A 12,457-nucleotide genomic window follows, 5' to 3' on the forward strand; every position below is an offset into this window, starting at 1 on the left:
AGCGCACCCTACGTACGCTGCTGCCACTGCGCCAGCCAGCCGAGGCTCGCCTGCGTACCCACATCACCTGGTTTGTACTCGGCGCCCAGCCAGCCGGCGTAACCACTGTCACGCAACGCACTGAGCAAGGCCGGGAACGCCAGCTCACCCGTACCTGGCGCACCGCGCCCCGGCAGATCGGCGAACTGCACATGACCGATGCGCCCGGCCAGCAAACGTATACCCGCTGCCACATCCAACCCTTGGCGAGCCATGTGGTAGAGGTCGTATTGCGCGGCCAGGTTGGGGTGATCGACCGCATGCAACAGCTCGTCCAACTGCTCAGGCGTATTGATCAGGAAACCCTGCATGTCGATAGGGTTGATCGCCTCCACCAGCACCTGAATACCCAACAGCGCAAAAGCCTCGGCGCTCTTGCGCAGGTTGGCGGTAAGGCAATCCAGCGCCTGCTCGCGGCTCACATCCTCGGCCAAGCGCCCCGGCAGCACATTGATACAGGCCGGGCGCACCATGGTGGCGTAGGTCAGGGCCTCCTGCAGCGCGCCATCGAAATCCGCCTGACGCGCCGGTACGCCAGCCAGGCCAGGGCCACCGGTCATCAAGTCACCGGCAGGCACATTGATCAGCACCAGCGGCAGGCCCGTGCGTTCCAAGGTTTCTTTCAGGCTGATGGCCGGCAGCTCGTAGGGGAACTGAATCTCCACACCGTCGAAGCCAGCAATCGCAGCAGCCTGCACGCGCTCGCGCAGCGGCAACTCGGTGAACAGCATGGACAGATTGGCGGCGATCTTCATGGGCGTTGCTCCCGCAGCAGTTGCACCAGCGTGGCCGGATCACGCTCCAGATTGCCCTGGCTGCCGTGCAGGCGCATCAGTTGCGCCGCCAGCCCGCTCATAGGCGTGGCGCTGCCCTGCTCACGCGACAGTTTCACCGCCGTATCGAGATCCTTGAGTAACGTGCGCACATGCCACTTGATCGGCTCGAACTGGCTGGCGGCCATCTGCGGCGCGAGAATCTGCAACGGCTTGGAATCGGCGAAACCACCGGCCAGCGCTGGAGCAATCAGGCTGGCATCGACACCGGCACGTTCGGCCAGCGCCACCACCTCGGCGATCACCAGCGCATTGCAAGCGACGATCATCTGGTTGCACACCTTGGTCACCTGCCCGGCGCCCACCTCGCCCATACGCGTCAGGCGCTGCCCCAGATGCGCGAGAACCGGGCGGATACGCTCCACGTCGTCCTCACGCCCACCGGCCATGATCGCCAACGTGCCGGCTTCGGCTCCGGGTGTGCCGCCAGAGACCGGCGCATCCACCCAGCGCATGCCGGTGCGCGCCTCCAGCTCGGCGGCCATCTCACGAGTTGCAGCCGGCTCCAGGCTGGAGAAATCCACCAGCAACTGTCCCGCTCTCGCGCCCTCGACGATACCGCCCGCGCCAAACACCACCTCACGCACCACGTCGGTATTGGCCAGGCACAGCATCACCACATTGGCGTCGCGACACAGTTCGGCCGGCGTCTCCACCCGGTGTGCGCCGTGCTCCAGCAGAGGCGCGCATTTGTCAGGGGTGCGGTTCCAGATGGTCAGCGGGTAGCCAGCAGCGAGCAGGCGACGGGTCATGGGCAGGCCCATCAGGCCAATACCGGCGAAGGCGACGGCGGGCAGCGAAGCGGTCATACGAGGCTCCAGATGGCAGTGAAGAAATCGATCGGCCAATACTAACCGCGCACGGCGCTTTGCCTGGAGGTTTCATCCATCAATACCGCGCGCATTGAAAACACACAGGGCTTGAGCGAGCATGTGTAGCCCATGGCCACCATACGTTCAGCACTTGCGCGTTGCCTGGTCATGAATCAACAGCCCTTCCCGACAACAGGATGTCGTATGCACACCCTTAAACGCCTTCTCGTCGCCAGCACCCTGATCATTGCCGGCTGCGCCAGCCAACCTTCGCTACCGCCACCGGAATATCCTGGCATCGAGCAATCCGACAAGATCGTCATCCACGATCAACGCCCAAGCAGCGAAAGCGAGAAGGAAATTTTCAGTCTGCTGGTCACCAGCAGCGCCTATGCGATCTATCGCATGCCGGACACCGCGACCAAGCCCACAGGCTCACGGCTGCTCGCCCACCGCGCCTACGAAAAGTTTCCAGAACTGGGCACGCAGCCATCCATCAACGTCCATCACTTCGTGACCTACGCCAACCTGCAGTCGCAGCTGCGCAAGAGTTCGTTGCTCGCCGGGCTGACCGGCCCGATTGGCGTGGCCATTCTGAGCCGCCAGGAACTACCTGTCGGCGAAGTCCTGACCACCCGGATCGACAGCAGCGTCTTCGACAAAACCGCCGGGGACGAGGAATACACCCGCGCCTTCTTCAGCGCCGAAGAAAACCCGGAGAAATCGCCGGTGAACCTCATCTACATCGACGCGGAAATACTCGGCCAACGCGTTGCCAGCCGCTGCCTGGTGCCGCCGATCAAGGACAAGCCCCACCTGTTCCTGATCGAGGCGATGGACATGTGCATCACCAACCACCTGGCGCTGTATCGCACCGACTCCGTGAAGGAAACGGCTGCCAAGTGAACAGGCCTTGAGCCAAGCAGAAACCTGTCGCGAGGTGGGTTTCTGCTCAAAACCTTAGCGCCTCCACGGCTCGCTCCCGATGTTGGTAAATGAGCGATAGCCAGCCCTTCGATGCTTGCTTGATAAAGCGCCCGCCAGAGGGGGCCTGCATCGATGGATGGGGGCGTACCGTTGAGCATGAATGAATCACGCATTGACATATCGGTAAATATCGATATTATCGCTCCCCATGGAACTGATCGACGTATTCAAAGCCCTCTCGAACCCTACACGCCTCAAGATCTTGAAAGGCCTGAAGGATCCCGTGAAGAACTTCCCCCCACAGGATGAAGGGGACGTTCATACGGTGGGTGTCTGCGTCAGCAGCATTCAAGAAGGTGTCGGTCTGTCGCAGTCGACGGTGTCCGATTACCTCGCGACGCTGCAACGCGTGGGCCTGGTGGAAGTCCGTCGTATCGGACAATGGACCTACTACAAGCGCAATGAAGCAAACATCCGTGCCCTTGCCGAGCTTCTGGACAAGGAGCTGTAATTTTTCACCCACAAATATCGAAAAATCTCGATATTCCTTTTTGCCGAAACGAGAACTCACAATGAACTGAGGCCATAGAAACTCCCTTAAATCTTCGCATCAATATATCGAAAATTCCCTATATCCCTTTTTCCAGAAACGAGGTTTACCATGAAAGCACAGATACTGAAGTCATTTGGCGGCCCGGAATCGTTCGAACTGCGTGACGTGCCCAAGCCCGTACCGCAAGCAGGACAGGTTCTGGTTCGTGTCCACGCCACCTCCATCAACCCGCTGGATTTCCAGGTTCGCCGCGGCGATTACGCCGACTACGTGCCGCTGCCAAGCATTACCGGGCATGACGTATCGGGCGTCGTCGAAGCGGTCGGCCCCGGTGTGACGAGCTTCGTGCCAGGCGACGAAGTCTGGTACACCCCGCAAATTTTTGATGGCCCCGGTAGCTACGCCGAGTACCACGTTGCGGCCGAGAACATTGTCGGGAAGAAGCCTGCCTCGCTGAGCCATCTCGAGGCTGCGACCCTGACTCTGGTTGGCGGCACGGCATGGGAAGCACTGGTGGTGCGTGCATCGCTCAGGGTGGGCGAAAGCATTCTGGTGCACGGCGGCGCGGGAGGCGTCGGTCATGTGGCGATCCAGCTGGCAAAAGCCATAGGCGCCAGGGTGTTCACCACCGTGCGCGAGGCAAACTTCGAATTCGCACGAAGCCTGGGTGCCGACGTGGTCATCGACTACGAGCAAGAGGATTACGTCGACGCCATTCTGCGGGAAACCGGTGGCCAGGGCGTCGACGTGATATTCGACACCATCGGCGGCAATACCTTGTCACGCAGCCCCGACGCCCTCGCACAACTGGGCCGCGTGGTCTCGATCGTGGACATCGCCCAGCCGCAGAACGTCATCCAGGCCTGGGGCAAGAACGCAAGCTACCACTTCGTTTTCACCCGCCAGAACCGCGGCAAGCTCGATGAGCTGAGCGCATTGATCGAGCGCGGCCAACTGCGGCCACACGTTGGCGCGGTCTTTTCGCTTGCCGACATCCCTCGCGCTCACGCGCTACTGGAAAGCCCCAACAACGGCCTTCGCGGAAAGATCGCGATTGCCGTCGAGCCATCGCTCGCCCGGTAAACGGCAACGTTCAAATACGCAAACCACTTTGGAGAAATCCCATGATTTACGAGATCGCTCTACTCCCCGTTCCCCCGCAACACATCGAGAATTTCAGACGTGCATTTGCCAATGTCGAACCGTTGCTGAAACGCGCCACGGGTTACGGCGGCCACATGCTCACGCAAGGCATCGAAATGCCTCAGGTATTCAACCTCATCGTGCGCTGGCGCTCACTTGCAGACCACAAGGTCTTCGAAGCGAGTGATGACCATCAGGTATTCATGGATGGGCTAGAGGAATACTTCTCGGCAGAACCGACGGTCTACCACATTGAAGATGCACCTTTCGTTTCTGGAGGACAGAACGAACAGAGCAGCATCTTCGATCAGGCAGCGCCTTAGAGGCCTACTGGTCTTAAGCAACGGTTCGTTTCGAGAAATCCTCAGACTTGATTCCGCCAATTTTCAGCAACAGTGATTTGACCTGACAGTTATTGCTCTGAGCGCATGGCTGGCAGGTCAATTCCGTGCTTCATGGCAACGCCCGCTCCCCCTCCAACGCGAATCCAGGCGTCTTCAAGGCCGCTCGCACCTGCGCGAGATCCGGCTCACCGCTGAGCGCATCGTCCACCGCGTTACTCGTTCTCCACCTCGTCAACATGGCGCGCCCCCCACCTCAGGTGAGTGCCCTCCCGCGACTGCCACCGGGCAGGCGGCTTCTGCCAATGATTTTCATGCGCATGATTGATTTATACATTTGGAAATAATTATCATTAAATAAATCTAAAACAATGTGAGCCATCATGCACAACAGGAATAAGAAAGCTCTGCTGGGTCTTCTGCTGGCCAGCTGCAGCGCCCCGCTTGCCGCCCAGGTCGTCAGCCTGGACGCGGTGGAAATCTCCAGCGCCCCCATCGAGAACGCCGTGCAACGGGCTCACGCCGAACGGCGTGAAGCCAGCAGTTCGAAAGCCGTCATCGAAGCCGAGCAGCTCAACCAGTTCGGCGACCAGCCGCTGGGCGATGCTCTTCGTCGCCTGGTCGGGGTCTCCTTCGCTGGCGCCAACCGTGCGCGTGAGGTGCAGTTGCGCGGCATCGGCCCCGAGTACGCACAGGTGCTGGTCAACGGCCGACGCATTCTCGATGCCAATTCCAAGCGCAGCGTGCAGCTGGATCGCATCCCCAGTTCGCTGGTCGAGCGTGTCGAGATCATCCGCTCGCCCCTGGCCAGCCAGGAGGGCCAGGGCGCTGCGGGCACCGTCAATATCATTCTCAAGCAGCGCGCCAAGGGCGGTAATGGCGAGATCGGTATCGGCGCCGGGCACATGGAAAGCAACGGCGGCCTGGGAGATGCCACCGCCTTCTACAGCCTGGGCAACGACAACGTCACGCTGAACCTGGCGGGCGGCGTGCAACTGCAACGCCGTAACGAGAGCAAGGACTCGCTGGTGTTCAGCAATAGCGGCGCCAATGGCGGTGAACTGGGCACCAATGAGCGCCGCTTCGAGCAGGGCAACTTCCTGCCCTCGTTGGAGCTGCGTCTAGACGATGCCAACCGTCTGAACTTCCAGCTCGACTACCTGAAGACCACCGAATACCGCGACGACATCGCCGCCGAGCTGGAAACTGCGCAGAACGCGGTTCGTCGCACCGAGTTCGAGGATCGCGAGCGCAAGCGCACCAACCTCGGCCTGCTCAGCGACTGGACGCACCAGTGGAGCGATGACACCGAACTGCTGCTGAGCCTTGACCTGCAGAAGGCCGACGAGGACACCAGCCGCGACGCCAAACGCTACCGGGCCAATGGCACCCTGGATCGTACGCGTCTGCGCGACGAGAACATTCACATGACCTCGGTATCGCCCAATCTCAAGGTCAAGACGCTGCTCGACGCGCACAGCCTCGAATGGGGCGCCGGGGCGCGCCGCGAAACCCGCGAGGAAGACAACAGCAACATCGAGAACGGCACCGTCCGGCCGATCAATGCCGCGCGCACCTATCAGGTTCGTGAAGACATCACCCATCTGTTCGCCCAGGACACCTGGCTCCTGCCCTGGGGCGACAGCCTGACCTACGGCCTGCGCCTGGAAGATGCCCACACCCGCACCCGCGATTTCAGCGGCGCCAAGCAGCAGACCAGCAAGCTGAGCCCGCTGCCTTCGATCAGCTACCTCGGCCATCTCAGCGCCAATACCGACTGGCGCCTGGGCATCGCCCGAACGCTGCGCCGGCCTGACCTGCGTGAGCTGAGCCCGACCGTCACCACCGACTCCGGCACGCTGGCCAGGCCCGACACCGGCGGCAACCCGGGGATGACGCCAGAATCCATCTGGGGTGTCGACCTGGGCCTGGATCACTTCTTCAATGATCAGCGTGGCCTGCTCTCGGCCAACCTGTTCCACCGTCAGTTCCGCGACAAGATCGAAAGCGTCCTCAGCCAGCAGGACAACGGTCGCTGGCTGAGCAGCCCGGAGAACGCCGGTGACGGCCAGGCCAGCGGCCTGGAACTGGAAGCACGCGCGCCACTGGATGCCATTGGTTTGCCGCAGCTGACGCTATGGTCCAACGCCACCGCCGTGCACACCCGCCTGAAGAGCGAAGCAACCGGCGAAACCCGGCGCTTCCTCGATCAGCCGGATTACCTGTTCAACGCCGGCGCCGACTACTACCTGGCCAGCCTGCGCACCACCTTCGGCGTCAACTACAACTGGAACAGCGGCTACAACCAGAAGTATCGACTGACCTCGGGCAAGACGGCAGAAGCCGATCAGGATGCCGTCGGCCGTGTCGATATCTCGGCGCGCACCCAACTCAGCGAGAACACCAGCCTGAACCTGTCGGTACTCAACCTGTTCGCCCAGAACGAGGACAGCCGCGCCACCACCTATGGCGCCAATGGCCTGCTGGAGAGCAACAGCCTGACCGAGGAAGGCACCTACCGCACCTTCTACGTACGCGTGCAAACCGCCTTCTGATCGGTTCCTCTCGCGCCAAAGGCTTCCGGCACATCAGTGCCGGGAGCCTTTTCCATTCGGGCATCGCCGCCGTTGTGGCCGACTAGACTTCTGACTCCATACACCGCTCTGGAGACTCAGGATGACCAGCAAGAACACCATCTGCCTCTGGTACGACCGCAACGCATTGGAGGCTGCGACCTTCTACGCAGAAACCTTCCCGGACAGTGCCGTGCTGGCCGTACATCACGCCCCTGGTGATTACCCCAGCGGCCAGCAGGGCGATGTGCTGACGGTTGAGTTCAGGGTGATGGGCATTCCCTGCCTCGGCCTCAACGGTGGCCCGGTATTCCAGCACAGCGAGGCGTTTTCGTTTCAGGTCGCCACCGACGATCAGGCCGAGACGGATCGCTTGTGGAGCGCGATAATCAACAACGGTGGTCAGGCCAGCGAATGCGGCTGGTGCAAGGACAAATGGGGCATTTCCTGGCAGATCACACCGCGCATTCTGAGCGATGCCATCGCCAGCCCCGACCGCGCAGCCGCCAAGCGCGCCTTCGAGGCGATGATGACCATGAGCAAGATCGACATCGCCCGGATCGAGGCGGCACTGAAGGGCTGATGCCAGCACGCGAGGCGTGCCATCAAAGCCCAGCGAAAACCGCGACGATGGCATCGATCACTGCACGAACCCGCGCGGTGTGGCGCACGTCCCGATGGGTGACCAGCCAGATGTCATAGGGCGCGTGTTCACGATCCGCCCACAGCCGTACCAGCCCGTCGCGCAAACCCAGAGGTAGCGGTACCTCGCCAATGCCGATGCCCGCTGCCAGCGCCCGGCGAACCATCAAGCCCGAGGTACAGGTCATGGCGATACGCCCGTGAGTGATCGGCTCGGTGCCAAGCGTGACCTCACGCCCACTGTCCAGATAGGGCTGATAGAGCACCAAGTCATGCCCGGCGAAGGCAGCGCCCGGTTCGGGTATGCCGCGCACGGTGACATAGTCCTTCGAGGCGAAGGCGGCGCTGCTCCAACGAGCGAGTCGACGCACGATCAGCTCGGGGTTGTCCGGCTTGAGGTTGCGCACGGCGATATCCGCCTCGCGCTTGTTGAGATTGAGCAATTGCGTTGAAGCATGCAGCTTGACCTCGATACCAGGGTGTTCAAGGCGCAGCGCGGCAATGGCCGGCATGATGAAGTCGACGGCAAAGGAGTCGGTGGTGGTAATGCGCACCTCACCGCTCATGCGTTCATCCATGCCGAGAATGCGGCGCTGCAGATCGGCCGCCGCCGCCTCCATGTCCTGCGCCGCCCTCATCGCCTGCTCTCCCGCGCTGGTCAGGCTGTAGCCGGCTGACGTGCGCAGGAACAGGGTGGCATCGAGGGACTGCTCCAGCGAGGCGAGCCGGCGACCGACCGTGGCTTGATCCACGGCCAGTACACGAGCCGCACCGCGCAAGGTCTGTTCACGGCACAAGGCAAGAAATACGCGGGCGTCGTCCCAGTTCATTGCAGGCTCTCTCTGATGCATTTTTGCATTAGTGAACGTTAATAACGCTGCGTTATTTCTTCAGTCAAGCCTCCTATGATCGTGCCATCTCATTCGATGGCGTCCGCCGGACGCTCAGGGGACGATCATGAACAGCCACACACAGGGCTCGCTGTGGATGCCGATCTGGGCTGGCCTGTGCGCCAGCCTGGTGGGCATCGGTCTGGCCCGCTTCGCCTACACCCCGTTGATACCATCGCTGATTGAGGCGCACTGGTTTTCCGCCTCGGCAGTGGTCTACCTGGGCGCCGCCAACCTGGCCGGCTATCTCGTCGGCGCGCTGATCGGCCGGCCGCTGGCCGCGCGTCACTCCAGCGCCAGCGTATTGCGGGCGATGATGCTTCTGGTCAGCCTGGCGTTCCTCGCCTGTGCCTGGCCGCTGTCAGTGGCCTGGTTCTTCTCCTGGCGCTTGCTCTCGGGCATCGCCGGTGGCGTGATCATGGTACTGGCCGCCAGCACCATCCTGCCGCATGTCGCGGCGGGTCGACGCGGGCTGGCCAGCGGCGCGATCTTTCTGGGTCTGGGCCTCGGCATCGCTGGTTCCGGCACACTGGTGCCGATACTTCTGGCTCAGGGCCTGGCGACCACCTGGACCGGCATGGCCGTGGTCGCCCTAGTGCTGACACTGAGCAGTTGGCGCGGCTGGCCAGACGACCTCGCTCATGCTCCGCAGCCGGCCACCCCACACGAGCCGGCACAGAGCGCAGGCGGCGTGCGCCTGCTATTCGCACAATACGCGCTGATGGCCAGCAGCCTGGTGGCACCGATGATGTTTCTGGTCGATTACATCAGTCGCGGTCTGGGCGAAGGGAGCCACAGCGGTGCGGCCATCTGGACGCTGTATGGCGTCGGCGCCATCGTCGGCCCGGTGGTATATGGCTACCTTGCCGACCACCTGGGTGCCCGCGCAGCGATACGCCTGGTTCTGCTGATGCAAGCCATGGCCATTACCGTGCTGGTGGAAAGCCGTGACCTGCATGTACTTGGCGCCGCCGTACTGGTGATCGGCTCCTTCCCACCCGGCATCGTGCCGCTGGCCTTGGCGCGCGTGCATCAACTGGTGACTGGCCATGCCCAGCAGAACGCCACCTGGAGCCGCGCAACCATCTCCTTCGCGACCTTCCAGGCGCTTGCCGGTTATGCCTATTCGGCGCTGTTCTCGGCCAGCCAGGAGAATTATCGCTTGCTGTTCACGGTCGCGATTGGCGCGGTGCTGGTGGCCTTGCTGCTCGAATTGCCGTCACTGCTGGGCAAATCGTGGAGCAATACACCGGCAGGCCGAGAGGTCACATGAGGGACGCTCAGCGTAAGGCGTTCTTCTTCTCCAGGATCAGAGACGCTTCGTTATAGGCGCTCTGGAACGCCTCGCTGCCAATCCAGGCGACCGCCGTATCCTCGTCTTCGCCATGGAATATCGCGCGGTAAACGATCAACAGGCCTATCATGAAATCGGTCGCGGCGTCTTGCGACTCCTCGGCGACTACCAGTTCCAGCACCGGGTATTGCAGAAACACCAGGCACAGCGCGAGCAGGCTGATGCCCTCGCCGGCTTTCATCGCCTGGAACAGGTCGTCGAAATGCGCCGGATCGAAGCCGTTCTCTTCAATGTCCTGGAAGTCGAACGTACTGAGGTCGATCTCAACATCATCGAACGGCTCGTCGATCAGCGGATTAGCCAGAATCGGGTGGACGAGATTGACCTGAGGCCTGGGCTTGCCCATGCGGTTCTGCTTGGCCTTGGTCTTGGCCCGCTGGGCGCGCTTCTTCTGTTTGTCTGGGGAGGCCATAAGGCGGGTTCCTTGGTCGCTGCAGCCATGTTGATGGCCTGGAATGATCAGGCGCTCATTGTATGCAGTCTCGGTCCGCACGGCTGGAAAACGTGCAAGCGCTGGGCTGCACATTGCCCTAACAAGCAGCGCTCGTGTCTCGGGCTGGAGGTAAACCAAACAGACGGCGGTACTCTCGGCTGAACTGCGAGACGCTTTCGTACCCCACCGCGAACGCCGCACTGCTGGCCGTAGCGCCCTCCCCCAACATCAGCCGACGCGCTTCGATCAAACGCAGCTGCTTTTGAAATTGCAGCGGCGTCAGCGACGTCTGGTTGCGAAAGTGCTGATGGAATGACGAGGTGCTCATGCCGGCCACGGAAGCCAGGTGTTCCACTGGCAAGGGCCGGGTGAACTCGGTACGCAGCACCTTCACCGCCCGTGCGATCCGCTGCGCATGGCCGTCCGGCCAGCCCAGGCGGCTGATCGCCGAACCATGACGCCCAGCCAGCAACCAGTAGTGCAGCTCGCGCACCAGCGAGGCATGCAGCACCGCAGCCGAAGCCGGACGATCCAGCAGGCGCATCAGGCGCAACGCGGCTTCGGCCACTTCGCTGTCGGTCGGTTCGATCTTTATCGGCGCCTCTTCCGTGCTTGGGGCCGATTTCATTTCCTCCATCAACTCGGTGAGCAAAGCAGGATTCAGGTCGATCACCAACGATATGTATGGGGCTTCGGGGCTCGCTTCGATGATCTGGCTAACCGTCGGTACATCGGCGGTAATCAGCAATGAGTCACCGGCGCTGAAGGTGAATGTGCGGGCTCCCATCATGACCTGCTTGCCACCCTGCAGCACCAGGCAGGCAAGTGGCCGGGTGATCGCGTAATCCAGCCCGCTGGGCTTGAGCGTACGGATGATGGTCAAGCCAGGAATGGGGGTTTGGGCAAGCCCATTGGGATCGGCATGTTGATCCAGATAGTCGCGAACGACCTCCAGCAAGGCTGTGCTCATCGTGGGTTCCTGAGGCTGGTCATGGGCACGTTGTTCACCCTTGGAGAAATAGGCAAAAAGCGTCGAGGTTTCGGTAAGGACGGGGTCACCCCACGGATCACACAATGAAATCCCCTTCACCAAACAGAGGTTTTTACCATGACCAAGATCGCCATCGTAACTGGCTCCAGCCGTGGCCTCGGCCGTAATACCGCCCTGAATATCGCTCGCCAGGGTAGCGATGTCGTCGTCACTTATCACAGCCAGGACGATGCCGCGCTTGCTGTGGTCGCTGAAGTCGAAGCACTGGGGCGAAAGGCCGTCGCGCTGCAACTCGATGCTGGCAATGTCAGCACCTTCCCAGCTTTCGTGGCGCGCCTGCGCCAGGCGCTACGCGATACCTGGCAGCGCGACAACTTCGATCACCTGGTCAATAACGCCGGACACGGGGACATGGCCTCGATTAGCGAGACCACCGAGGCGCAGTTCGATGCGCTGGTGAACGTGCATTTCAAAGGGGTGTTCTTCCTCACCCAGGCGCTGCTGCCGCTGATGGCCGACGGTGGTCGTATCGTCAACATTTCTTCGGGGCTGACGCGTATCGCCTATCCGGGCTTTGCTGCCTACTCGGCAGTCAAGGGAGCGGTGGAAGTACTGAGCGTCTACCTGGCCAAGGAGCTGGGCAGCCGGGGGATCGCGGTCAATACCGTGGCACCCGGCGCGATCGAGACGGATTTTCTCGGCGGTGCCGTGCGCGACATGCCGGATCTGAACACGGTATTCGCGAATATGACGGCGCTTGGCCGTGTCGGCGTGCCGGACGATATCGGCCCGATGATCGCTGGCCTGCTTGGTGAGGAGAATCGCTGGATCAACGCTCAACGCATCGAGGTATCCGGCGGGCAGACGATCTGACCACCAAGCAGTACGCCATGTGATCAGGCAAGTGTTCGTGTCACCGCGAGCAC

The 12,457-nt window shown here is 61.7% G+C and carries 13 protein-coding genes; 8 read left to right on the top strand and 5 right to left on the bottom strand.

Annotated elements, in window-relative coordinates; genetic code table 11:
* Positions 1 to 8: 8 nt before the first annotated feature.
* Both HS968_RS18075 and HS968_RS18080 read right to left on the bottom strand, forming a co-directional pair.
* Positions 9 to 794 carry a hydroxypyruvate isomerase family protein gene (locus tag HS968_RS18075; RefSeq protein WP_182367858.1) on the bottom strand — a complete coding sequence of 262 codons (786 nt, stop codon included), beginning with the start codon at positions 792 to 794 and terminating at the stop codon, positions 9 to 11.
* Positions 791 to 1,681, bottom strand: coding sequence for an NAD(P)-dependent oxidoreductase (locus HS968_RS18080; RefSeq protein ID WP_182367860.1), 891 nt, complete (start codon positions 1,679 to 1,681; stop codon positions 791 to 793). The genes HS968_RS18075 and HS968_RS18080 overlap by 4 nt, the downstream gene beginning before the upstream one ends.
* Positions 1,682 to 1,888: 207 nt before the next feature.
* Here HS968_RS18080 and HS968_RS18085 point away from each other — a divergent pair, with 207 nt between their 5' ends.
* The 6 genes from HS968_RS18085 (at position 1,889) to HS968_RS18110 (ending at position 7,804) form a co-directional block, all read left to right on the top strand.
* Positions 1,889 to 2,590 (top strand): hypothetical protein, encoded by a 702-nt coding sequence (locus tag HS968_RS18085; RefSeq protein ID WP_182367863.1) that lies wholly within the window; start codon positions 1,889 to 1,891, stop codon positions 2,588 to 2,590.
* Positions 2,591 to 2,819: 229 nt separating this feature from the next.
* Positions 2,820 to 3,122: an ArsR/SmtB family transcription factor gene (locus tag HS968_RS18090; RefSeq protein WP_106736545.1), complete on the top strand. Its 303-nt coding sequence runs from the start codon at positions 2,820 to 2,822 to the stop codon at positions 3,120 to 3,122.
* Positions 3,123 to 3,272: 150 nt separating this feature from the next.
* On the top strand, positions 3,273 to 4,247 hold the full coding sequence (locus tag HS968_RS18095; protein WP_179624393.1) for a zinc-dependent alcohol dehydrogenase family protein: 975 nt from the start codon (positions 3,273 to 3,275) through the stop codon (positions 4,245 to 4,247).
* Positions 4,248 to 4,288: 41 nt separating this feature from the next.
* On the top strand, positions 4,289 to 4,630 hold the full coding sequence (locus HS968_RS18100; RefSeq protein ID WP_182367866.1) for an antibiotic biosynthesis monooxygenase family protein: 342 nt from the start codon (positions 4,289 to 4,291) through the stop codon (positions 4,628 to 4,630).
* Between the two features lie 401 nt (positions 4,631 to 5,031).
* The gene (locus tag HS968_RS18105) at positions 5,032 to 7,203 is read left to right on the top strand and encodes a TonB-dependent receptor plug domain-containing protein (RefSeq protein ID WP_182367869.1); all 2,172 of its coding nucleotides are present in this window, start codon (positions 5,032 to 5,034) and stop codon (positions 7,201 to 7,203) included.
* 121 nt (positions 7,204 to 7,324) lie between these two features.
* Positions 7,325 to 7,804, top strand: coding sequence for a VOC family protein (locus tag HS968_RS18110; protein WP_182367871.1), 480 nt, complete (start codon positions 7,325 to 7,327; stop codon positions 7,802 to 7,804).
* Positions 7,805 to 7,826: 22 nt separating this feature from the next.
* On the opposite strand, the gene HS968_RS18115 is transcribed toward HS968_RS18110, so the two are convergent.
* Positions 7,827 to 8,693, bottom strand: a complete 867-nt coding sequence (locus HS968_RS18115; protein WP_182367874.1) for a LysR family transcriptional regulator — start codon at positions 8,691 to 8,693, stop codon at positions 7,827 to 7,829.
* A gap of 127 nt (positions 8,694 to 8,820) precedes the next feature.
* Here HS968_RS18115 and HS968_RS18120 point away from each other — a divergent pair, with 127 nt between their 5' ends.
* Positions 8,821 to 10,026: a YbfB/YjiJ family MFS transporter gene (locus HS968_RS18120; RefSeq protein WP_182367878.1), complete on the top strand. Its 1,206-nt coding sequence runs from the start codon at positions 8,821 to 8,823 to the stop codon at positions 10,024 to 10,026.
* Positions 10,027 to 10,033: 7 nt separating this feature from the next.
* Here the strand turns inward: HS968_RS18120 and HS968_RS18125 are convergent, their stop codons facing one another.
* Together HS968_RS18125 and HS968_RS18130 are read right to left on the bottom strand one after the other, a co-directional pair.
* Entirely contained in the window at positions 10,034 to 10,519 is a 486-nt protein-coding gene (locus HS968_RS18125) for a hypothetical protein (RefSeq protein ID WP_182367881.1), read from the bottom strand.
* 118 nt (positions 10,520 to 10,637) lie between these two features.
* Positions 10,638 to 11,510, bottom strand: a complete 873-nt coding sequence (locus tag HS968_RS18130) for an AraC family transcriptional regulator (protein WP_182371647.1) — start codon at positions 11,508 to 11,510, stop codon at positions 10,638 to 10,640.
* 138 nt (positions 11,511 to 11,648) lie between these two features.
* On the opposite strand from HS968_RS18130, the gene HS968_RS18135 reads away from it, so the two are divergent.
* Positions 11,649 to 12,404 (top strand): SDR family NAD(P)-dependent oxidoreductase, encoded by a 756-nt coding sequence (locus tag HS968_RS18135; protein WP_182367885.1) that lies wholly within the window; start codon positions 11,649 to 11,651, stop codon positions 12,402 to 12,404.
* Positions 12,405 to 12,457 lie beyond the last annotated feature (53 nt).

The sequence above is a fragment of the Pseudomonas berkeleyensis genome (assembly GCF_014109765.1).
Lineage (GTDB): Bacteria > Pseudomonadota > Gammaproteobacteria > Pseudomonadales > Pseudomonadaceae > Aquipseudomonas > Aquipseudomonas berkeleyensis.

Coding starts and splice junctions, on each gene's coding strand:
- HS968_RS18105 (WP_182367869.1), top strand. CDS start 5,032: ATGCACAACAGGAATAAGAAAGCTCTGCTGGGTCTTCTGCTGGCCAGC.
- HS968_RS18115 (WP_182367874.1), bottom strand. CDS start 8,693: ATGAACTGGGACGACGCCCGCGTATTTCTTGCCTTGTGCCGTGAACAG.
- HS968_RS18100 (WP_182367866.1), top strand. CDS start 4,289: ATGATTTACGAGATCGCTCTACTCCCCGTTCCCCCGCAACACATCGAG.
- HS968_RS18090 (WP_106736545.1), top strand. CDS start 2,820: ATGGAACTGATCGACGTATTCAAAGCCCTCTCGAACCCTACACGCCTC.
- HS968_RS18110 (WP_182367871.1), top strand. CDS start 7,325: ATGACCAGCAAGAACACCATCTGCCTCTGGTACGACCGCAACGCATTG.
- HS968_RS18095 (WP_179624393.1), top strand. CDS start 3,273: ATGAAAGCACAGATACTGAAGTCATTTGGCGGCCCGGAATCGTTCGAA.
- HS968_RS18085 (WP_182367863.1), top strand. CDS start 1,889: ATGCACACCCTTAAACGCCTTCTCGTCGCCAGCACCCTGATCATTGCC.
- HS968_RS18125 (WP_182367881.1), bottom strand. CDS start 10,519: ATGGCCTCCCCAGACAAACAGAAGAAGCGCGCCCAGCGGGCCAAGACC.
- HS968_RS18080 (WP_182367860.1), bottom strand. CDS start 1,681: ATGACCGCTTCGCTGCCCGCCGTCGCCTTCGCCGGTATTGGCCTGATG.
- HS968_RS18120 (WP_182367878.1), top strand. CDS start 8,821: ATGAACAGCCACACACAGGGCTCGCTGTGGATGCCGATCTGGGCTGGC.
- HS968_RS18135 (WP_182367885.1), top strand. CDS start 11,649: ATGACCAAGATCGCCATCGTAACTGGCTCCAGCCGTGGCCTCGGCCGT.
- HS968_RS18075 (WP_182367858.1), bottom strand. CDS start 794: ATGAAGATCGCCGCCAATCTGTCCATGCTGTTCACCGAGTTGCCGCTG.
- HS968_RS18130 (WP_182371647.1), bottom strand. CDS start 11,510: ATGAGCACAGCCTTGCTGGAGGTCGTTCGCGACTATCTGGATCAACAT.